This window comes from Flagellimonas aquimarina, assembly GCF_003149745.1.
Lineage (GTDB): Bacteria > Bacteroidota > Bacteroidia > Flavobacteriales > Flavobacteriaceae > Flagellimonas > Flagellimonas aquimarina.
Window position 1 is genome coordinate 51,138 of record NZ_QGEG01000004.1, and the last position, 21,590, is coordinate 72,727.

Below are 21,590 nucleotides of genomic sequence, written 5' to 3' on the forward strand. Positions count from 1 at the left end.
TAAATTAGCCCATAACAGATTACTACATGGGGCTATTTAAAGAAAATCCTTTTGGGCATATTTTATTTCTAAAGCGATGGTTAATTCGTATTGCTGGAATGATGACCCACCAGCGATACAAAGGGTTTAATACTTTAGAGATTGAGGGTTCCCAAATAATTCGTGATTTACCAGATAGGAACGTTCTTTTTGTAAGTAACCACCAAACATACTTTGCAGATGTTGTAGCGATGTTCCATGTTTTCAACGCTAGTTTAAAGGGCAGGGACGACTCAATAAGAAATCTTGGCTATCTATGGAATCCAAAGCTGAACATCTATTATGTGGCGGCCAAAGAGACCATGAAACAAAGTCTAATAGCAAAAATATTGGCCTATGCCGGTTCTATTAGTATTGAACGAACTTGGAGGGCAGATGGACAAGATGTGAACAGGCAGGTGAAGTTTAGTGATATAAGTAATATAGCTATGGCGTTGGATGATGGATGGGTAATTACTTTTCCCCAGGGGACAACTACACCATGGAAACCTCTAAGAAAAGGAACGGCCCATATAATTAAAAGATATAAGCCAGTTGTAGTGCCCGTGGTCATTGATGGCTTTAGAAGGTCTTTTGACAAAAAGGGATTAAGGGTAAAGAAGAAAGGAATCCTTCAGTCCATGCAGATAAAGACACCTCTTGAAATTGATTATGAAAACGAGTCTATTGAATCAATCATGGAGAAGTTGGAGTATGCCATAGAACAACATCCTTCCTTTTTAAAGGTGCTTTCCAAAGAAGAAATTGCAGCGTATGAAGCTGACCATCAAAAAAGGAGATATAGTTACCGTGGCGACTAGACTTCTAATTTTTTTAAGTCGTTATAATTTTCCTTTAGCCTTTTAAGAAGAATTCCATAAAGTAATTTATAGAACAACCAAATTAGCACTAAGAGTACTGCGGTAAAAATCATGGATACCGTGATCACCAAAAACCAGAAAGTAGCTTCATTTCCTTCCTGCATTGCTGAAGCTATTATTTCCTTCCCCTGAGGCCCGTATATAAGAACCCCATAAATACTTATAATCATTGTAATGGCAAAGATCATAAGGTTAAACCATACATATTGCGTTACTGTTTTCTTGACATCGAGTATGGTTCTCATTAATTTTTTTGAAGAATCGGTAAAAGATATTTTACGATAGTTTTTATAAAACTTATAAATAAAATATAGGATTACGCCATAATTGACAAAGTTTAAAACCATCATAACATTATAGATATGCATGGCTTTTAACTCTTGCATAGATTCGGGGTCGCTGAACAAGATGTTTATTCCTGCCCAAAAGATAAACTCAATAAGACTTATGTAAAAAATCCACTTAACTATTGAAGATGATTTTTTCCAAATCATTTTATAAATCTGGTCATAGGAGAGTTTAGGAAGATGATCTTCTTTGTTCTGCCAGTCTTTCTTTAAGAGTTCCAGTTCATCCATCATAACTTAAGGATTTAATATGGTTCTTAATTTGTTTTTCACTCTGTTCATTTTCACTCTTGCATTTACTTCTGTTATACCCAGGGTCTCAGATATTTCAGCATAGTCTTTATCTTCTAGGTAAAGAAAAACAAGTGCTTTGTCAATATCTCCCAACTGCTTTACAGCATTGTACATTAATTTTAATTGTTTTTCCTCCGTGTCATCATATTCGTCGGCCTTAATTTTAAAAATTACCGAATCGTAGTCTTGGGTCTGTACTCTTTTCTTTGATTTTCTATACAGTGTTATGGCAGTATTCAATGCCACCCTGTACATCCATGTACTAAACTTGGCATCTCCTCTAAATTTGGGATAAGCTTTCCATAATTGAATTGTGATTTCTTGGAACAGGTCATTGTGCGAATCCCTGTCATTCGTGTATAGCGTGCACACCTTGTGAACAATATTCTGATTATTCTCAAGCTCCGTCACAAAACGATGTTCCAGTTCTTTATTCACTATAGGTTGGTAAGTTTGCTTTATTTGTACCCATAAAGCAGTTTTTGTTACATTACTTTCAAGAAAACCTGCCCTTACTTTCTGTAGTCAAGTGCCGGAGGTCTATTGCCCAATAGAGGAATGTACTTAAAATCTTTACCTCTTCGCTCCTCTAATTCGGCTTTTGCTTTACCGATCGTATTAGGATTTTCAAAAAGGTCCATTGCGGTTAGGGTAATGGTTTTTGCTGCCACCATCATACCTTTTGTGCCTATGGAGGTTCCCCCTGCGGCAACTGCTTGCCAGCTATGTGCAGGAGTGCCCGGCACCCAAGTTGCTGCACTCATACCAACAGTTGGTATCGTATAACTTACATCACCAACATCTGTAGACCCGTAAGCCCTTGCCTCTTCTTTATAAGGCTGAACTCCTGTTGCTCTATCCATATCCAGTTCCTCATAACCTAAGCTAACAGAGATTTTGTTTGCAAAATCTTTTTCTACATCGGTGTAGGTAATGCCACCCACTTTTGATAGGTTGTCATGCATGATCTTTTGTAAGGTAAGGTTGGGCAAAAGTTCATGTGTGCCACCGATCATTTCATATTCCATTGTTGTTCCCGTACCCAAAGCTGCTCCTTCCGCAGCCTTTACCATTCTATCAAAAATATCTATTACAACATCTCTCTTGTTATGTCTTGCGTAGTAATAGACTTCGGCATAGTTGGGAACCACATTTGGCGCTTTCCCGCCATCTGTAATTACATAGTGTATGCGTGCTTCCTGTGGAATATGCTCTCTCATCATATTAATCATATTGTTCATGGCTTCAACTCCATCAAGCGCAGAACGACCTCTTTCCGGAGCACCTGCTGCGTGTGCGGAAACTCCATGAAATCTGAATTTAGCCGATTTATTTGCTAGAGCAGCTCCAGCACTTGCTGCATTTTGGGATCCCGGGTGCCAATGCAATGCAGCATCTACATCATTAAAAAGCCCCTCTCTTACCATATACACTTTTCCAGAACCTCCTTCTTCGGCAGGACAGCCATAAAAACGAATAGTTCCTTGTGTTTTACTTTTCTTTAGCCAGTCTTTTACAGCAATTGCGGCAGCTGTGGAAGCCGTTCCAAAAAGATGGTGTCCACATGCATGACCGGCAGCTTTGTTGGCCGATTTTTTTTCAGGAATTGCCTGTTGGGACAAACCTGGTAAGGCATCATATTCGCCCAATATGGCAATTACCGGATACCCCGATCCATATTCCGCTATAAAAGCAGTTGGAATACCAGCTACTCCCTTTTTTATTGAAAAACCTTGATCGGAAAGTGTTTTTTGCAACAGGGCGGAACTTTCTTTTTCCAAATATCCCATTTCAGCAAGTCCCCAAATTTCGTGGGCAATGTCCCCATATTTTTGAGCTTGGTTGTTTAAGCTCTTTAAAGCATCATCCCTATCTTTTTGAGCAAAAGAAGTGAATACAATTGAGAAGCTTACAATACTAAATAGCAGTACTTTTTTCATTGGAAGGTTATTTAATTAGTCAGACTTTAAATATACTAAAAAACACATCTTAAATTGATTTTAAGGTCATTGGAATGCGTAAATTTGCGGCCATGTCAACTATGAATATTCCTCAATCCAGTTTTCCTCGGGTCATTATCATAGGTGGTGGCTTTGGAGGTATATCACTTGCTAAAAAACTCTGTAAAAAAGAAGTACAGGTAGTTTTGATAGATAAGCACAATTATCACACTTTTCAGCCTTTATTATATCAGGTTTCAACAGGAGGTTTGGAGCCAGATTCCATTGCGTACCCAATAAGAAAAGTGCTTCAAGGTTATCCTAACTTTTACTTTAGGTTGACGGAGGTCAAGAGGATTGACACAGATAAAAAGATGCTCCAAACAAATATTGGAGAAATTGAGTATGATTATTTGGTCGTTGCCACAGGTTCTGAAACCAATTTCTTCGGAAATAAGAATATTGAGACCTTGGGTATGGCCATGAAATCTATTCCACAGTCTTTGAACCTTCGGAGCCTTATTTTAGAAAATTTTGAGCAGGCTTTGTTGACAGACGATTTGCACGAACGGGATGCGTTGATGAATTTTGTTATTGTTGGAGGAGGTCCCACTGGGGTTGAACTCGCCGGTGCTTTAGCGGAGATCAAGAAAGGAATTTTACCAAAGGACTACCCAGACTTGGATACTAGAAGGGCCCAGATCAATTTAATACAGGGCAGTGATAGAATTCTTCCGGCCATGAGTGAAATTGCTTCTAGCAAGGCGGAACGTTTTTTAGAGGGACTGGGAGTCAATGTTTGGAAGAATATTAGGGTTACGGACTATAATGGCAAGCACGTGGCCACCAACACGGAAACCTCTTTTGAGTCTGAAACCTTGGTTTGGGCAGCTGGAGTAAAAGCAGCCTGTATTGAAGGCTTAAATGCCAAAGAATTACTTTGTCGTGGAGGCCGGTTAAGGGTAAACGAATTTCATCAAGTTGAAGGGTTCAAAGAAATATTTGCCATAGGTGATGTGGCACAAATGGAGACTGAAGCTTTTCCAGAAGGACATCCTATGATGGCGCAACCAGCTATGCAACAAGGGGAAAATTTAGGTGAGAACTTGGTGCGGATAGTTGAAAATAAACCTCTAAAACCTTTTGTGTACAAGGATAAGGGCAGTATGGCCACCGTGGGCAGAAATAAAGCTGTTGTTGATTTACCCAAGTTTAAATTTCAAGGTGTTTTTGCATGGTTTGTTTGGATGTTTGTACATCTATACTTTCTAATTGGATTTAGAAATAGGGTAGTGGTCTTTATCAATTGGGTGTACAACTACATCCGGTTTGATCGCGAAGCCCGATTGATCATTAGGCCCTTTAAGAAAATAAAGGCTAAATAGATTTGACCAGATCAAAAGTTTTCCTCGTAAATTTATGCTAGCTTCTTTAACTAGAAATCCCGAACTTCACTTATCGGGAGATATGGTCAATTGAAGTGGCTCATATACAAAACCGTTATGCCTCACACAGGAAAACAAGCTGTTTATGAATTATCAAACATTTCAACCACACCCTGATTTAAGTGCTTTGGTCAAATTTTATTGGACTTTGGAAGTCCCCTTTGACCCAAATAATCAGAAGCAAAAAATTATTCCTGATGGGTGTATTGAGATGACTTTTAATCTTGAAGACAAGATTAAGAGGTATGTATCTGAAAAGGACTATATAATACATCCTAACTCTATGGTAATGGGGCAAAGAACAAAGTCCTATTTTATAGAACCTTTGGGAAATGTTAACTCATTTGCGATTTGTTTTTATCCATACGGATTTGCAAACTTCATATGTACTCCTCTTGAAAATTTGGTTGATGTTGAAACACCAATCGAAAGTTTGTTTGGAGAGATTCCTGCAAAAGAGTTAGAACAAAAAATGCTTCAGGCAGCGAACACTCAAGAACGCATTGAAATTATTGAAACATTTCTTTTGAACAAACTCAATCTGAATAAGACGATTGAAAACTTAGTAAAAACGACTGTGGACACTCTTCTTGCCACCAATGGGAGTACCTCAATAAATCAAATTTTGAAAAATGATTTATCGAAAAGAAGGCAACTCGAAAGAAATTTTAAAAAGCAGATTGGTATTAGCCCTAAACAGTTAGGCAAGGTCTTACGTTTGCAGACAGCTTTAAAAATGTTGCTCAATGACAAGGAAAGCCTAACAAATATTGCTTATGAAAGTGAATACTTTGATCAAGCACATTTTATTAAGGACTTTAAAGAGTTTATTGGAACTACCCCAAAAGAGTTTATAGGAAATGAAAATATGGCTCTTTCTACCCTTTTCTACAAGTAGCATCCAGGTGTCGCATTTTTACAATTTCAATTCATTCATTGAAGATAATTTTGTGGTGCAAAACTTATTAAGATAGATGAAAAGAATAATACTAAGTACCGCCATTCTACTTTTCTTTGGTTTTATGGCTTGTAACAGTCAGAAAAAATCCAACTCAGAAACAGAAAAGCAAGATTTGCCAGTAGAAAAAAATATAAATGATATGAATAGTTTTATTTCCCTTTTTGAAATTCCAGCAACGGACATTCCAAGAGCTGTTAATTTTTATCAAGCAATTTTGGATGTTAACATTGAAAAAATGGAAATGCCAGGAATGGAAATGGGAATATTCCCATATGAAGGACAAATGGTTACAGGTGTTATAATGAAAGGAGAAGGATTCAAACCTTCTACTAACGGTGTAACCATATATTTAAATGGTGGCGATAATCTTCAAACCATACTTGATAAGGTCGAAAAAAATGGCGGAAAAATTGTTGTCCCAAAAACTGCCCACGCAGATGAAAGTGGATTTTTTGCTTTGTTTTTAGATACGGAAGGAAATAAACTCGGTCTGAATTCTCCAAACTAAACGGAACAAAAAGCGAGGACAACAAGATATAAAAGCAAGTACATTTAATCCGTTACTGCTCTCATGCTAACCGATAAGTGTTATTATAGTTTTGAGGTATTGTTCTAAATCAAACTAAATTGATTTAGTCAATTTTATAAACGCATGCTTGATATGGGTTAAGCTCAAAATGGGTACTACTTTTTAAAGCTACATTGGTGTCGTTAGAAATTAGCAGTTGCAATGTTGAACTTGCTAAATCCCCTAGTTCCAAATTTGCCTTTTCTTCGGAAAAACTCAGCAGTATCAAATAATTCTCATCATTCATGCTTCTGGTATAAGCGTACACCTGTTCATTATCCTCTAATAGCAAAGTGTAATCACCATAAACCAATCCCAAGTGATCTTTGCGTACCTGTACCATTTTCTTGAAATAGTTCAATACCGAGTTTTCGTCTTTTTCCTGTTCAGCAACGTTGAGTCCTTTTTTATGGTTTGGATGAACTTTTAACCAGGGAGTTGCTTGGGAAAAACCAGCGTTTTTGGATGCATCCCATTGCATAGGTGTTCTACCATTATCACGACTGGCTTCTTTTTCGTTTTCTATAAACGTGTTCAAATCTACCCCTTGTTGTTTTAATAGTTCATATCTATTTAGGGTATTTATATCTTGATAATCATCAATGGAATCAAACCTAATATTTGACATGCCAATCTCATCACCATAGTAAAAATAAGGAGTGCCCTTCATTGTCAATAAGAAGGTGTGGAGCATGGTGGCAGAATTATGCCAATGCTCTGGAGAATCGTTGCCCCATCTGCTAACGGTTCTTGGGTTGTCATGATTGCTCAAAAACATACTTCCCCAACCCTTTTCTGCAAAGGTCTCATCCCAATCGGAATGTATTTTTTTAAATTCGGTAAGCTTCCATTTGTCCTCCCGCATCCAAAATACTTCATCTCCGTCGCGATCAAGGGACATCAATTCAAAATGAAAGAACATATTTAGTTCTTCTCTTTCTTCATCTACAAAAAGCAGGGCTTGGTCTCTAGCCACCCCGGGAGTTTCCCCAACGGTCATGATATCGTATCTACTAAGGACCTCTTGGTTCATCTCATGCAGATACTCATGTAACTTGGGACCATCAGAATAAAAAGGAATAAAGTTTCCATTGTATTTGGCAGGCAGCTCAGGATAGTTCGTATCTTTAGATATAAAGGGAATAACGTCCATACGGAAGCCGTCCACGCCCTTTTTAAACCAAAAATGCATCATATCATATATTTCTTGGCGCACCTTGGGGTTTTCCCATTTTAAGTCTGGTTGTTTTACAGAAAAGTAGTGCAAATAGTAGCTGTCTGTAAGTTCATCATATTTCCAAGCGTCTCCATCTACATCAAAATAGCTAAAGCGTTTTGGCGGAGTCCCTTTTTCTGCAGGCCACCAGTGGTAGTAATCACGGTATGCGTTGTCTCTGGACTTTCTTGATTCTTGGAACCATTGGTGCTCATCACTGGTGTGGTTCACTACCAAATCCATCACTAGCTTCAAACCTCTGGTGTGCATTTCTTTTAACAATTCGTCAAAGTCCGACATGGTTCCGAATTCTTCCATGATGTTGCGGTAATCACTAATGTCGTAACCATTATCATCATTTGGGGATTTGTAGACCGGGCATAACCAAATAATATCCACTCCCAGACTCTTTATATAATCCAGACGTTGAATGATTCCTTGGATATCGCCAACACCACTTCCTGTGGTATCTTGAAAGCTTCTAGGATATATTTGATAAACTACACCTTCTTTCCACCAAGTACGAGATTGTTCCATGCAATAAATTTAAAAGGCGAATATATTACTTTCTGGGATGAAATTCATTCAGGACTTTCACCAAATGAGTTCGGTTCACGTGCATATAAATCTCAGTGGTGGTTATGCTTTCATGCCCCAGCATTTGCTGAATTGCACGAAGGTCGGCACCGTTTTCCAAAAGATGGGTAGCAAATGAATGTCTAAAGGTATGGGGACTGATATTTTTATCTAGCCCAATTTTTTCGGCCAATTGTTTAATGATAGTGAAGATCATAGCCCGTGTAAGTTGTTTGCCTCGGCGGTTAAGAAAAAGATAGTCTTCATGCTCTTTCTGAATTGGCTTATGGACCCTAATCTCATGCCTATAGATGTTGATGTATTTTTTGTTCAAATTGCTTATGGGAACAAACCTTTGTTTATCGCCTTTACCGGTAACTTTTATAAAATCTTCTTCAAAATAGAGATCTGATAGTTTAAGGTTTACCAATTCGGATACCCTGAGTCCACAGCCATATAGCGTCTCCAAAATTGCTCTGTTCCGCTCTCCTTCAGGTTTTGAAAGGTCAATGGCCAAAATCAGTTGATTGATTTCATCTGTTGACAAAGTATCTGGTAGTTTTCTGCCAATTTTTGGGGTTTCTATCAGGTCCATGGGGTTATCTGTCCTATAGTCTTCAAAAACCAGATAATTGAAAAATCCTTTTAATCCAGAAATGATACGTGCCTGGGAACGCGGGTTAACAGTTTTGGCAATGTCATAGATAAACTTTTGAACTGTATCTGCGGCTATTTGAATAGGTGTTTCGGTAATTTCATGTGCCTTTAAATGGGCAATTAGCTTTTCCAAATCCAATAGGTAACTGGAAATGGAATTTTTAGAAAGCCCTCGCTCTATTTTTAGGTAACTCTGATAATCATGTAAACCCTGCTCCCAGTTCATTGTTTAAAGATAGCTACAAATAACCTTGTTCTGTTGGTGGAATTAATCCTATCTGTCAATTGATATAGGACTTTGGTCAAGTAGGAAAAAAAATAAAGTATAAGTGGCAATATTTTTAATGAAACATAAACTCTCAAATTATATGAATAAAAAATATTTAATAACTGTTGCACTTTTTACAATGGTATTTGTAGCTAGGGCTCAAGAAAATGTAGTTAAAGTAAATCCATTGGCTGCTGTTTTTGGGTACCTGGAGGTTGGTTATGAAAGGGTTTTGAACGAAAATCAGTCTTTTCAAATAGACCTTGGATATGTCTCTTTTTCCTCAGGAAACCTTGATTATACAGGGTTTGGCATAGGTTTGCAATATCGGTTTTATGTGAAAAAGGCAAAGAATGCCCCTGAAGGTTGGTTTTTAGCTCCTGTTGCTAATTATTCTTCATCTTCAGCCAATGAATTTAAAACAACCGTGTTTGCGGCAGGTGGAGTAGCAGGCTATCAGTGGAATTGGGATCCAATAACACTGGATATATACGGTGGCCCAGCCTTTTATAGCGTAGAATCTGATGATGAAGCTTTTAACTTTGGGTTTGATGGCTTAGGAGCTAGATTTGGATTATCGCTTGGATTTGCTTTTTAAGCAATCCAGACTTAGCACATATTCAATTAGGAAGCAAATCGCCTCATTTTTATTTTAATGGTTTGCAACCAAATCCCTCATAAAATGGATGGATAAGATTTAGTAAAAAAATGCTGTTTAACACTATTTTGATATAATGTACGTTTAAGCTTTTACTAAATTTTAACAATCATGAAGAAGACTTTTTTAGTTATCATAACCGTATTTATAGCGGGATTTACCACCAACGCTCAAGACAGAAGTAGTTTTAAGGCAGGATTGATCGCAGGTATCCCTGTTGGTGATGCAACAAATGTTTCAAGTTTTGCCATCGGATTGGATGCAGCTTATCACTGGGGTGTTTCTGAGGTATTTGATGTTGGTTTGGCAACAGGCTTTATAAATGCTTTTGGTGATGATGTTAGTGCCTCGGCAGGTGGTTTAAATATACAAGCGGAATTTGAGGATTTTCAATTTTTGCCATTGGCTGGTTCCGTAAGGATTTATCCAACGTACCAGTTTAAGTTAGGAGCAGATCTTGGATATGCAGTTGGAGTAAATGATGGAAATGAAGGAGGACTTTATTATAGACCCTTGATAGGCTATAATATCACTGGAAATACAGAACTAAATGTTTCTTACGTTGCAGTGGATAATAATGGGGCAACATTTTCCATTGCTATGGTGGGACTTCTGTTTTTATTTTAATTGAGGCCAAAGAACAGCCTAAATATGTAAGTAATAACCATAAATAAAGAAAAATGAAAAAATTATCTTTTGTATTTGTATTGACACTTATGCTGGCTTTTAGTGCTAAAGCACAAACCAGCTATAAGGGAGCAGTTGGTCTAGGCATTGACTTGTATGATAATGCCACTTTTGTTGGACCTAGCGCCAAATACTTTTTCTCCGATAATCATGTTGGGCAAGCCGATTTAGGTTTTGAAGACAACGCTACCATATTAACTTTCCTTTATTCGTTCCATAAACAATTTGTTGGGGCTCCAGGGCTTAGGTGGTATGCAGGAATCGGTCCAAGCATAATTCTTATTGACGATTTTGATAATATTTTTGCTTTGCGCCCACATGCAGGTCTAGACTTTAAAATTGACGGTGTACCAATAGTAGTTAATTTTGATTGGAGACCAGCCTTAGTAATAAGTGATGCCGGAGATGGAGAAGCAGGTGCTTTTGGCTTTGGAATACAATATGCTTTTAACTAACAAAAAGACAGAATATATTATTGAATAATTTTTTTTCCATGCAGGGATGGTCATTGGTTATTCCTACTTGGAAAATTTAGAGTGGCACTTTTAGTATTCAATTGTACTAAAAGTGCCATGTTTTGTTTAAGTGAATTTTAAAAGTTTTGCAGCTTTTCACCTGTTAAAGGACATTGTGTTTAGTATATTTGTTACTCACAACTAAACAATACATCATGAGAAAATCATTTATTTTAATTGTACTTTTTATAGGCATCGTATCAACAACTTACGGTCAGGAGGGCTTTGCTGTTAGGGCGGGTTTTAACAATGTATCTATCAGTGTGGATACTGGCGGTTTTTTTGGAGATGTTAGTGATAGTGAATTGGGATTTTATGTAGGTGGAGGTTATAATTTTGAAGTATGTGAAACCTTTGATATTGAGCCATCCTTGCTTTTTAGCTTTGTAGATGATTTAACTTCTTTGTACCTACCTATAATGGGTAAATACAGGATTACCGATCAATTTAACGTTCAAGCTGGACCTCAAATCAATTATTTATTGGAAGACCTTCCTGATGGTGAATTTGGTCTGGACATTGCTTTTGGAGGCGGTTACCAAATAGATGACAATTGGTTTGTTGAAGCGCGCTATGGCTTTCAGATTTCAAGAGCAGGGGATTTTGGTGACGCCGTAGATATTAACACTCTTACAGTGGGTGCTGGTTATAGATTCAATTAAAAACAATAATAACTTTAAAGAAAGGGGAGGTAGTTGCTTCCTCTTTTTTATGCCCTAAAAATATTGGTACATTTACCTTATGAAACTAATTGTCATCAACGGTCCCAATCTTAATTTGCTCGGAAAACGAGAACCAGAGGTCTACGGTAGCACTACATTTGAGGACTATTTCTCGCAACTACAGGAAAAGTTTCCTGAAATTGAATTGGAATACTATCAATCCAATATCGAAGGAGAACTGATAAGTAAAATTCAAGAGGTTGGCTTTACCTACGATGGGATAGTCTTAAACGCTGCATCGTACACACATACTTCTGTAGGCATAGGAGATGCCGTTAAGGCAGTGAATACACCAGTTGTTGAGGTTCATATTTCCAATACCCATAAACGGGAAGATTTTAGACATGTTTCCTACATTTCTTCGGGAGCCAAAGGCGTGATTTTAGGTTTTGGACTTCAGAGCTATGAACTTGCCATTAAAAGTTTCTTAAGCTAGCTTACTCAAATATTTTTTATCTGCGTAAAACGTACCAAAAGGCAATAAAGACGCTAAAAAAAGAATAATAAACCGCTTAATGGTCCATTTTCTTTCCCAACAAAAAACTAAAGCCACTACCACATAAATAATAAAGAGTGCCCCATGTGCGTAACCTACAACTTTGTTAGGTTCCAACAAACCTGCCCAATACTTTAATGGCATTGTTAACCCAAATAGAAGTAAATAAGATATTCCTTCAAATATCGCTGTTGCCCTGAATACTTTTAGCACAAGAGAAAGATTATAAATGGATAACTTCACCATATGCAGCCGCTACTGCTTCCATTACGGCCTCACTCATGGTTGGGTGCGGGTGAACTGCTTTCAGGATTTCATGTCCTGTAGTCTCTAATTTTCTTGCAACCACAGCTTCAGCAATCATGTCAGTTACACCGACACCGATCATGTGGCAGCCTAGCCATTCTCCATACTTTGCATCAAAAATAACTTTTACAAAACCATCTGGGGTTCCAGCTGCTTTCGCTTTTCCACTAGCTGAAAAAGGAAACTTACCTACTTTTATGTCATACCCTTGTTCTTGGGCCTGTTTTTCGGTAAGGCCTACAGAAGCCACTTCGGGAATACAATACGTACATCCTGGTATGTTTCCATAATCCAATGCCTCTACATGCATTCCTGCTATTTTTTCAACGCAAAGAATACCTTCAGCCGAGGCAACATGGGCCAAAGCCTGCCCTGGTGTAACATCACCAATGGCATAGTACCCAGGAATATTGGTTTGGTAATAATCATTGACTAAGATTTTATCTCTATCAACAGCAATACCAACGTCTTCTAATCCTATATTTTCAATATTGGTCTTAATACCAACTGCTGAAAGAACAATATCAGCTTCCAGAACTTCCTCTCCTTTAGCTGTCTTTATGGTGGCTTTTACACCTTCACCGGAAGTATCTACGTGCGTGACTTCTGCTGAAGTTTTGATCTTAACACCTGCCTTTTTAAAACTACGTTCCAATTGCTTGGAAACATCCTCATCTTCAACCGGAACAATATGTGGTAGATACTCAACTACAGTAACCTCTGTACCCATGGAGTTATAGAAATAAGCGAACTCAATACCAATGGCACCACTACCTACAACTATCATTTTTTTTGGTTGTGTTTCCAAAGTCATCGCTTCTCTATAACCAATTACTTTTTTTCCGTCTTGTGGAAGACTAGGTAATTCGCGACTTCTTGCTCCCGTAGCTATTATGATATGGTCAGCGGTATACTCGGCCGGGTCACCATGTTCTCCTTTTACCACTACTTTTTTTCCGGGTTGTACTTTTCCATAACCATTAAGAACTTCAATCTTGTTTTTCTTCATTAAGAATTGAACTCCTTTGCTCATTCCATCAGCAACACCACGACTTCTTTTTACCACAGCACCAAAATCATGCTCAACTTTTTTGGCACTTAACCCATAGTCTTCGGCATGCTTTAAATAATCAAAAACCTGAGCAGATTTTAAAAGGGCTTTGGTAGGGATGCATCCCCAATTAAGACATACACCTCCTAGACTTTCCTTTTCTACAATGGCTGTTTTGAATCCAAGTTGTGAGGCTCTTATGGCCGTTACATATCCTCCAGGACCACTACCCAAAACAATTACATCGAAGTTGCTCATTAGAATTTGATTTTAGTTGTTAAAAATGAAGTGCAAAAGTACGTAATTCAGATGCCAAATACCAAGATTTGGGATTCCTGATTTTCCTAAGACTGAATTTAGGATTTAGGTGGTCCAAACATCTTTTTATTGAAAGAACTTGAACCTCCTTTTGGAATTGAAAGTGAAATCCAATCTGAACCTTTTATCATTTTCCCCAGAAATGCTAATTGCCCTACGTGGCTTGGATAATGGGCCAATTGTCGATTTATAGCCTCAATTAAGGTGTGTTCTTTGTTTCTGATCTTAATTTTAGTCTCAAAATTTGAGCTATCAATGCTGTTTAGTGCTTTGAAAAGACATTCCCAGCCTCTTTCCCAAGCTGCCATCATTTCCACTTTGGAGGCATATGGTTTTTCAAACTCCATTTCCCGATTGCGCCAGGATTTCTCACCATCTTCAGTTAAAAAGTTGGTCCATCTGCTCAACATATTACCTACAATATGTTTAATAATGATGGCTATGGAATTGTCTGTGGCCTGATACTTCCAATGGATTTCTTTATCGGAAAGTTGGGCGAAGGTCTTATCGCCCATGGTTTTATAGCGTTTGAATTCAAAAACTACATTTTTAAGATAGTTTTCTTGAAAATTCATTTTTCCGCTGATGGGTCAAAATCAATACTTATAGAATTGATGCAATAACGTTGTCCTGTTGTTTCTCTTGGGCCATCGTTAAAAACATGACCTAAATGTCCACCACAATTAGCACAAACCGTTTCCGTTCGAATCATTCCATGTGTGGTATCTCTAATGTATTCAATGGCACCTTCCACCGCTTCATCAAAGGAAGGCCAACCACAGCCACTTTCAAATTTGTGTTCACTTTCAAAAAGTTTGGCGTTACAGGCCTTACAATGATAGTCCCCATTTTCAAAATGTAGGTCGTATTCCCCTGTATGTGGTCTTTCTGTTCCTTTTTGCCTCAGAACATAGTATTCTTCTGAGGAAAGTTGTTTTTTCCACTCCTCTTCTGATTTTTTGATATCATACTTATTTTCCATAACCTCAAATTAAGTGAAAAATGAATAAAATTTTGAAAACTACTAAACTACAAACTGGGCTTTTAGCCTATAAACTAGTTGGAATCTGGGATAAAATCCAAAGCAACACCATTAATACAGTGCCTTTTTCCCGTGGTATTTCTGGGACCATCATTAAAAACATGTCCTAAATGGCCACCACAGGTGTTACAGTGCTCTTCTGTGCGTTCATAGCCAATCTTATAATCTACATCGTACGCAACATTACCTTCAATCTCTTGATCAAAACTTGGCCATCCTGTACCAGAGTTAAATTTGTTTTCGCTACGGAAAAGTGGAGTGGCACAAGCAGCACATACATAAGTTCCTTTTTCTTTGTTGTCCAACAGATCACTGGTAAAAGCATTTTCTGTTGCCGCTTTTCTTAGGACATAATACTCCATATCCGTTAGTTCTGCTTTCCATTCTGCATCTGTCTTGGTTATGGCAAACGCAACATCTTTTTTTGTTTCTTTTTTCTCCTCCTGTGATACACCCTTGCATCCTAACGTAACAAGGAATGCTATTAAAAGCAATTGTTTTCCCATTTTTTAATTTTTTTTAATAGACGTTTTTTTTAGACTATCCTTTCACCATAGCACTGTTAAATAAAAAGACCTACTGGTTTTCAGCAGGTCTTTAAATTAACATTTTTATGAGTTTAATCTATATCGATCTTCATAACTTGATTTTCTTCAATACCTAAAGCGCTCATTACATTCTCTATATTGGATGTGTCCATTTTAGAAGAATTGGCAAACACGCTAGGCACAAATACGATTCTAAAGGATTGATTATCCGTAAAATCAGTACTCAAGGCAGATAGGTCAAAATTTCCATCAATAAATAGCTCTACATCTACAAAGGTATGGGCAAACACGTATTGTATGGTGCCTTCAGGAAGGAAAAAGTTTTGTGGTATTTGGCTCCAAGCGTCGGCCGTGCTGTTGTCATCAAGATCAATGGTTCCATCAAATCTGTATACTAAGACTGCATCTGCTTCAAATACTTCAAAGTTTGTAATGTCTTCAAAAGAAATCAATGCATTGTATATGTTGCCATTTACATCATAAGCAAAATTGACCCCATCTACTTCTACGACCTGCCCTTGAATCCCGTCTTGACCATCTTGACCATCCAGTCCGTCAAACCCATCAAAACCTGGAGGTCCTGCTGGGCCTTCGCAGGATACGCTGAGCAAAACTAGGAATGCTCCAATAATTGTGTTGAATTTATTCATGATTTTTGATTTTTGATTTGCGTTCATTTCATTTGTTTTTCAGTCAAAATCAAAAAGCATTCCATTTTTGGAAGAACATCAATTTATTTTGCAAACAAAGAGACCAAAATCGGATTCTTTGTCAAAGATGTGTAATATTGTAATTGTTAAACCAGCTTATATGTCCAAGGTAGTCGTCCACAGTCTTTTCACCGAGTTTGATATCAATCTTTTCAAAGCTGGAAAGCATTACAGACTTTATGATAAATTAGGTTCCCACTTGATAGAGGTGGATGGTGTTAAAGGAACCTACTTTGCGGTCTGGGCCCCTTCCGCAAAATCAGTTTCAGTAATTGGAGATTTTAATTTCTGGAAAGCGGAAGACCACAAGTTATATGTTAGATGGGATGAAAGTGGTATTTGGGAAGGCTTTATTCCCGGAGTGGACAAGGGCACCAAGTATAAATACAAGATTCAGTCTAACAATAACGACATCTGGACAGAAAAGGCAGATCCTTTTGGAAGGCTTTGTGAACAACCACCTAATACTGCCTCTGTGGTTTGGGATGCTTCTCATAACTGGAAGGATGCAACATGGATGGATACGCGCAACGAGAAAAACGCATTGGATAAACCTTACTCTGTCTATGAAGTTCATTTAGGGTCTTGGAAGAAAAAAAATGGATGGGAGTCACTCTCCTATATAGAATTGGCAGATGAACTGGTGGATTATGTGGAAGAAATGGGGTTTACCCATGTGGAATTTATGCCCATAATGGAATACCCATATGATCCTTCATGGGGGTATCAGTTAACAGGATATTTTGCTCCGACATCCAGATTTGGAAAACCTGAAGATTTTAAACTTCTGGTCGATAAATTTCATCAACGTGGAATAGGGGTTATTTTGGACTGGGTTCCATCGCATTTTCCAGAAGATGCACATGGACTTGGATTTTTTGATGGCTCTCACCTTTATGAACATCCTGATAGAAAAAGAGGCTATCATCCAGATTGGAAAAGTTTGATTTTCAACTACGGAAGAAATGAAGTGCGTGCCTTCTTGATAAGCAATGCAATATTTTGGTTGGATCAATACCATGTGGATGGTCTTCGTGTAGATGCAGTAGCATCTATGTTGTATCTAGACTATTCACGTGAAGAAGGGGAATGGGAGCCCAACATGTATGGCAACAATGAAAATTTGGAAGCCATGTCCTTTATAAGGGAAATGAACCAAGAAGTATATGCCAGTTTTAAAGGAGTACAGACCATAGCAGAAGAATCAACGGCCTTTAGCGGCGTTTCTAGACCTGTTGATTTTGGAGGGCTTGGATTTGGTATGAAATGGATGATGGGTTGGATGCATGATACATTGGAATTCTTTAAAAAAGAACCAATACACAGGTCTTACGATCTAAACGATATCACCTTTAGCATGACCTATGCTTTTACCGAAAACTTTATGTTACCATTTTCCCATGACGAAGTGGTATATGGAAAAAAATCACTGCTTTATCGAATGCCTGGTGATGAGTGGCAACGGTTTGCCAATTTAAGGTTGCTTTTTGGGTTTATGTTCACCCATCCCGGAACCAATCTCCTTTTTATGGGTGCGGAGTTTGGACAGTCTTCAGAATGGGATTTTGAAACAAGTTTGGATTGGCATTTGACCCAATATGATTTCCATGCTGGAATCCAAGAAGTTATTAAAGACTTGAATAAAGTTTACAAAAACAACCCCGCGTTATATGAAAAACAATTTAGTTCAGATGGTTTTGAGTGGATTGAATACAATGACCAAGAAAATACGGTACTGACTTTTATCAGAAAAGGAAGGGATGCTAAGAACGATTTAATTGTAGCGTGCAATTTTACCCCTGTTCCAAGAGAGAATTATAGGGTTGGGGTTCCTAAAACATCACAATTAAAATTGCTTTTTAACAGTAACGACACCAAGTACGCGGGAAGCGGAATGGGTAAGAAAACGCTTAAACCATCACCAAAAGCATGGAATGGACATAAACAGTCCGTAGTAATGACGCTTCCTCCTTTAAGTGTAGTGATTTATCGATAATGCATTTACTAAAACGTTGTAGTTAAGTTGTTCAAAACATCTTTTTAATTTCTCGCCCTAAAGTCTTTCTTTTGTTAGTCTTAATCCACTGAGAATGATTACCAATACAGAAGTAGAAAAAAGAGGTAACCAATACCCAAACCATATAGTTGATTTTAAACAGGAGAACGATAAACTCTATTTTACCACCCAGAACGGTGTTATACTGGAGCTTACCATATTGCGAGATAGTGCAATTCGTTTTAGATATGCCACAGAACATGTATTTGAACCTGATTTTTCTTATGCCATTAGTGATGATGTAAGTTTGGGATACAATGAACTTACGGTAAAAGAAGAGGTGCCAGAGTACGTTATCACCACTTCAAAAGTTAAGATATATGTTAATAAGTCCAATTTGAAGATTCAAATTTTGGATTTAGAGGACAGGATCATTATTGAAGATGAATTAGGTTTTCATTGGGAAGAGAACTATGACTACGGAGGAAACATAGTGAAGATGAGCAAAACTTGCCATTCTGGTGAAAGCTACTATGGAATGGGGGACAAAGCTTCCCACACAAATTTAAAAGGAAAACGAGTAAATAATTGGGCTACGGATTCTTATGCCTATGGTAAAGATCAAGAACCTTTGTATAAGTCCATCCCATTTTATGTTGGACTTAAAGAAAATGTTGCTTATGGGGTTTTCTTTGACAATTCTTTTAGCACTTACTTTGATTTTGCCAATGAAAAAAGAAATGTGACCAGTTTTTGGGCAGATGGTGGTGAGATGAATTATTACTTTTTCTACGGCCCTAAAATGAACCAAGTAGTTGAAGCCTATACTGATTTAACCGGCGTGCCAGAACTACCGCCATTGTGGGCTTTGGGGTTCCATCAATCAAAATGGAGTTATTTTCCAGAAAAAAAGGTGAAAGACATAGCATCAACCTTCAGAAAGCTGAAAATTCCTTGTGATGCTATTTATTTGGATATAGATTACATGGAAGGTTTTCGTTGTTTTACATGGAACAATCGTCACTTTCCAAACCCAAAAAAGATGATTGAAGAACTGGAAGAAGATGGCTTTAAGACCATCACCATGATTGATCCAGGAATAAAAATAGATAGAGATTATTGGGTATATCAACAAGCAATGGACAATGGGTTTTTCTGTCGCCGTGCAGACGGTCCCCATTTTAAAGGTAAAGTGTGGCCAGGGGAATGTAAGTTTCCAGATTTTACGGACCCTGAAGTTCGAGAATGGTGGGCTGGCTTGTATAAAGAAATGATAGCTGACTTGGGAGTAAAAGGTGTTTGGAACGATATGAATGAACCTGCCATCATGGAAGTTCCCACAAAAACCGCAAACCTGGATGTAAGGCATGATTATGACGGTCACCCTTGTAGTCATAGAAAGGCGCATAATGTATATGGCATGCAAATGGTTCGTGCTACATACGAAGGCGTAAAAAAATTCATGTTTCCTAGAAGACCTTTTGTCTTGACTCGTGCTGCCTATTCAGGAACGCAGAGGTACTGCGCAACTTGGACTGGAGACAACGTTGCCACATGGGAACACCTATGGATAGCCAATGTACAGATGCAGCGTATGTGTATGAGTGGTTATTCTTTTGTAGGGTCAGACATTGGTGGTTTTGCTGAACAACCTAATGGAGAATTGTTCGCCAGATGGATGCAATTGGCAATTTTCCATCCATTTTGCAGGGTACATTCCAGTGGAGATCACGGGGAACAAGAACCATGGTCTTTCGGTGATGAAATCACAGATATTGTTAGAAAGTACATAGAGTTAAGATATAGACTATTGCCTTATCTATACACCATGTTTTATAGGTATATCAAAAATGGCGTTCCAATGCTTCAGTCTTTGGTTTTCTACGACCAAGAGGACACCCAGACGCATTTTAGAACGGATGAGTTCCTTTTTGGAAAACAATTGTTGGTATGCCCAATACAAGAACCAAATGCTCAAGGAAGGAGAATGTATTTTCCAAAAGGAAAGTGGTTCAACTATTGGACAGATGAAGTAGTAACCGGAGGTGTTGAAAAATGGGTTGCTGCAGAAATAGAAACAATACCACTATTTGTAAGAGAAGGAGCTATGATTCCTAAATATCCAGTACAGCAATATGTGGGCGAAAAAGAGATAAATGAATTGGAGATAGACGTGTATTACAAAGATGGAATTGAAAATTCAAGCGTTTATGAAGATCAGCAAGATGGATATGACTACAAAAAGGGCCGTTACAGTTTAAGAAAGTTCAGACTACGAGGAAAAGAAAACGAATTGATTATTCAGCAGTTTAAAGATGGAGAATTCATTACTTCCTATAACAAGTTCAAACTAACGTTCCATGGTCTTCCATTTACCATTGGTACTGTAGAATTGGATAATGAGGTAGTGAATGCAAAGGATATAAAACTAAATGGAAACAATACCATTGAAGTGAGCAAGGATTTTACAGAACTTCATTTAGTCGGAAAATAATTTTTTGTAATTTACCTACACTAAACACTATAAATAAAATGAAAAAGTTAATCATTACAGCGGCAATTTTTTTAGCCGTCTCGGCATGTAAAACAAACCCTTTTACGGGGAAAAGCACCCTTAATTTTTACCCAAACAGTCAAATTTTCCCAATGGCTTTTGCACAATATGACCAGTTTTTGACGGATAATAAAGTCATAACTGGAACCTCAGATGCACAAATGATAACCAAAGTGGGTCAGCGGATATCTTCTGCAGCTGAACGTTGGTTAGATTCAAATGGATATCCCGGTTATTTAAAGGATTACAAATGGGAATACAATTTGGTGAATGATGAAACTGTAAACGCTTGGTGTATGCCCGGCGGAAAAATTGTTTTTTACACTGGAATTCTACCTATTACCCAAACTGAAACAGGTGTTGCCGTTGTTATGGGACATGAAGTGGCTCATGCTTTAGCTGATCATGGCGCACAACGAATGAGTGCGGGAATGGTACAACAGATTGGTGCTGTTGCAGGAAACGTGGCTATTAAGGATCCAGAAAAACGAAATATGTTCAACCAAGCTTATGGGTTGGGCTCAACAGTGGGTGTAATGTTGCCCTTTAGCCGGAGTCATGAAACGGAAGCAGATAGAATAGGATTGCAAATTATGGCAATCGCGGGCTACAACCCAGACGAAGCAGCAAATCTTTGGAGAAGAATGAAGGCCAAATCTGGAGGACAGGCTCCGCCAGAATTTATGAGCACACACCCTTCAAACGACACAAGAATCAATAACCTAATGGCATGGGCACCAGCCGCAAAGCAAGAAGCTGCAAAATTTGGAGTAACATCTTTTAAATAACCAATTGACCAAATTAATACTTTAATGT

23 protein-coding genes are annotated in these 21,590 nt (G+C 38.0%); 12 read left to right on the forward strand and 11 right to left on the reverse strand.

Annotation, left to right across the window (positions count from 1 at the left end; genetic code table 11):
- Positions 1 to 26: 26 nt before the first annotated feature.
- Positions 27 to 839, forward strand: a complete 813-nt coding sequence (locus DKG77_RS14660) for a lysophospholipid acyltransferase family protein (protein WP_109664562.1) — start codon at positions 27 to 29, stop codon at positions 837 to 839.
- Here the strand turns inward: DKG77_RS14660 and DKG77_RS14665 are convergent.
- The 3 genes from DKG77_RS14665 to DKG77_RS14675 all read right to left on the reverse strand — a co-directional run bounded on the left by DKG77_RS14665 (position 836) and on the right by DKG77_RS14675 (position 3,480).
- Positions 836 to 1,477, reverse strand: coding sequence for a hypothetical protein (locus tag DKG77_RS14665; protein ID WP_417935479.1), 642 nt, complete (start codon positions 1,475 to 1,477; stop codon positions 836 to 838). The genes DKG77_RS14660 and DKG77_RS14665 overlap by 4 nt on opposite strands.
- A 6-nt stretch (positions 1,478 to 1,483) precedes the next feature.
- A complete protein-coding gene (locus DKG77_RS14670; RefSeq protein ID WP_109664567.1) occupies positions 1,484 to 1,978 on the reverse strand; it encodes an RNA polymerase sigma factor in 495 nt (164 codons plus the stop codon).
- Between the two features lie 74 nt (positions 1,979 to 2,052).
- The gene (locus tag DKG77_RS14675) at positions 2,053 to 3,480 is read right to left on the reverse strand and encodes an amidohydrolase (RefSeq protein WP_109664569.1); all 1,428 of its coding nucleotides are present in this window, start codon (positions 3,478 to 3,480) and stop codon (positions 2,053 to 2,055) included.
- A gap of 101 nt (positions 3,481 to 3,581) precedes the next feature.
- On the opposite strand from DKG77_RS14675, the gene DKG77_RS14680 reads away from it, so the two are divergent.
- The 3 genes from DKG77_RS14680 (at position 3,582) to DKG77_RS14690 (ending at position 6,394) form a co-directional block, all read left to right on the forward strand.
- Positions 3,582 to 4,865, forward strand: a complete 1,284-nt coding sequence (locus DKG77_RS14680; RefSeq protein WP_109664572.1) for an NAD(P)/FAD-dependent oxidoreductase — start codon at positions 3,582 to 3,584, stop codon at positions 4,863 to 4,865.
- Between the two features lie 145 nt (positions 4,866 to 5,010).
- The gene (locus DKG77_RS14685) at positions 5,011 to 5,823 is read left to right on the forward strand and encodes a response regulator transcription factor (protein ID WP_109664576.1); all 813 of its coding nucleotides are present in this window, start codon (positions 5,011 to 5,013) and stop codon (positions 5,821 to 5,823) included.
- Positions 5,824 to 5,899: 76 nt separating this feature from the next.
- Positions 5,900 to 6,394 carry a VOC family protein gene (locus tag DKG77_RS14690; RefSeq protein WP_109664579.1) on the forward strand — a complete coding sequence of 165 codons (495 nt, stop codon included), beginning with the start codon at positions 5,900 to 5,902 and terminating at the stop codon, positions 6,392 to 6,394.
- Between the two features lie 124 nt (positions 6,395 to 6,518).
- On the opposite strand, the gene DKG77_RS14695 is transcribed toward DKG77_RS14690, so the two are convergent.
- A complete protein-coding gene (locus DKG77_RS14695) occupies positions 6,519 to 8,207 on the reverse strand; it encodes a glycoside hydrolase family 13 protein (protein WP_109664582.1) in 1,689 nt (562 codons plus the stop codon).
- Between the two features lie 25 nt (positions 8,208 to 8,232).
- A complete protein-coding gene (gene xerD, locus DKG77_RS14700) occupies positions 8,233 to 9,129 on the reverse strand; it encodes a site-specific tyrosine recombinase XerD (protein ID WP_109664584.1) in 897 nt (298 codons plus the stop codon).
- Positions 9,130 to 9,271: 142 nt separating this feature from the next.
- Between xerD and DKG77_RS14705 the strand changes: the two genes are divergently transcribed.
- The 5 genes from DKG77_RS14705 to aroQ all read left to right on the forward strand — a co-directional run bounded on the left by DKG77_RS14705 (position 9,272) and on the right by aroQ (position 12,189).
- Positions 9,272 to 9,769 carry a DUF3575 domain-containing protein gene (locus DKG77_RS14705; RefSeq protein ID WP_165819404.1) on the forward strand — a complete coding sequence of 166 codons (498 nt, stop codon included), beginning with the start codon at positions 9,272 to 9,274 and terminating at the stop codon, positions 9,767 to 9,769.
- Between the two features lie 171 nt (positions 9,770 to 9,940).
- The gene (locus tag DKG77_RS14710; RefSeq protein ID WP_109664590.1) at positions 9,941 to 10,456 is read left to right on the forward strand and encodes a hypothetical protein; all 516 of its coding nucleotides are present in this window, start codon (positions 9,941 to 9,943) and stop codon (positions 10,454 to 10,456) included.
- A 53-nt stretch (positions 10,457 to 10,509) separates the two neighbouring features.
- On the forward strand, positions 10,510 to 10,971 hold the full coding sequence (locus tag DKG77_RS14715; RefSeq protein ID WP_133248465.1) for a hypothetical protein: 462 nt from the start codon (positions 10,510 to 10,512) through the stop codon (positions 10,969 to 10,971).
- Positions 10,972 to 11,186: 215 nt separating this feature from the next.
- Positions 11,187 to 11,693, forward strand: coding sequence for an outer membrane beta-barrel protein (locus DKG77_RS14720; protein WP_109664596.1), 507 nt, complete (start codon positions 11,187 to 11,189; stop codon positions 11,691 to 11,693).
- A gap of 79 nt (positions 11,694 to 11,772) precedes the next feature.
- Positions 11,773 to 12,189, forward strand: coding sequence for a type II 3-dehydroquinate dehydratase (gene aroQ, locus DKG77_RS14725; RefSeq protein WP_109664600.1), 417 nt, complete (start codon positions 11,773 to 11,775; stop codon positions 12,187 to 12,189).
- On the opposite strand, the gene DKG77_RS14730 is transcribed toward aroQ, so the two are convergent.
- The 6 genes from DKG77_RS14730 to DKG77_RS14755 all read right to left on the reverse strand — a co-directional run bounded on the left by DKG77_RS14730 (position 12,181) and on the right by DKG77_RS14755 (position 16,164).
- Entirely contained in the window at positions 12,181 to 12,495 is a 315-nt protein-coding gene (locus DKG77_RS14730; RefSeq protein WP_313789964.1) for a DUF3817 domain-containing protein, read from the reverse strand. The genes aroQ and DKG77_RS14730 overlap by 9 nt on opposite strands.
- The gene (gene lpdA / locus DKG77_RS14735) at positions 12,473 to 13,864 is read right to left on the reverse strand and encodes a dihydrolipoyl dehydrogenase (protein ID WP_109664605.1); all 1,392 of its coding nucleotides are present in this window, start codon (positions 13,862 to 13,864) and stop codon (positions 12,473 to 12,475) included. Before lpdA ends, DKG77_RS14730 begins: the two co-directional genes overlap by 23 nt.
- A gap of 98 nt (positions 13,865 to 13,962) precedes the next feature.
- Positions 13,963 to 14,499, reverse strand: coding sequence for a DUF1572 family protein (locus DKG77_RS14740; protein WP_109664607.1), 537 nt, complete (start codon positions 14,497 to 14,499; stop codon positions 13,963 to 13,965).
- A complete protein-coding gene (msrB, locus tag DKG77_RS14745; protein ID WP_109664610.1) occupies positions 14,496 to 14,906 on the reverse strand; it encodes a peptide-methionine (R)-S-oxide reductase MsrB in 411 nt (136 codons plus the stop codon). The genes DKG77_RS14740 and msrB (DKG77_RS14745) overlap by 4 nt, the downstream gene beginning before the upstream one ends.
- Positions 14,907 to 14,980: 74 nt before the next feature.
- Positions 14,981 to 15,472 carry a peptide-methionine (R)-S-oxide reductase MsrB gene (gene msrB / locus DKG77_RS14750; RefSeq protein WP_109664611.1) on the reverse strand — a complete coding sequence of 164 codons (492 nt, stop codon included), beginning with the start codon at positions 15,470 to 15,472 and terminating at the stop codon, positions 14,981 to 14,983.
- A 113-nt stretch (positions 15,473 to 15,585) separates the two neighbouring features.
- Positions 15,586 to 16,164, reverse strand: a complete 579-nt coding sequence (locus tag DKG77_RS14755) for a collagen-like triple helix repeat-containing protein (protein ID WP_109665017.1) — start codon at positions 16,162 to 16,164, stop codon at positions 15,586 to 15,588.
- Between the two features lie 160 nt (positions 16,165 to 16,324).
- On the opposite strand from DKG77_RS14755, the gene glgB reads away from it, so the two are divergent.
- From glgB to DKG77_RS14770, 3 genes are all read left to right on the forward strand, one after another.
- Positions 16,325 to 18,220 (forward strand): 1,4-alpha-glucan branching protein GlgB, encoded by a 1,896-nt coding sequence (glgB, locus tag DKG77_RS14760; protein ID WP_109665019.1) that lies wholly within the window; start codon positions 16,325 to 16,327, stop codon positions 18,218 to 18,220.
- A gap of 94 nt (positions 18,221 to 18,314) precedes the next feature.
- Entirely contained in the window at positions 18,315 to 20,714 is a 2,400-nt protein-coding gene (locus DKG77_RS14765) for a glycoside hydrolase family 31 protein (RefSeq protein WP_109664614.1), read from the forward strand.
- Between the two features lie 38 nt (positions 20,715 to 20,752).
- Entirely contained in the window at positions 20,753 to 21,562 is an 810-nt protein-coding gene (locus DKG77_RS14770; RefSeq protein WP_109664616.1) for a M48 family metallopeptidase, read from the forward strand.
- The last annotated feature ends 28 nt before the right edge of the window (positions 21,563 to 21,590 follow it).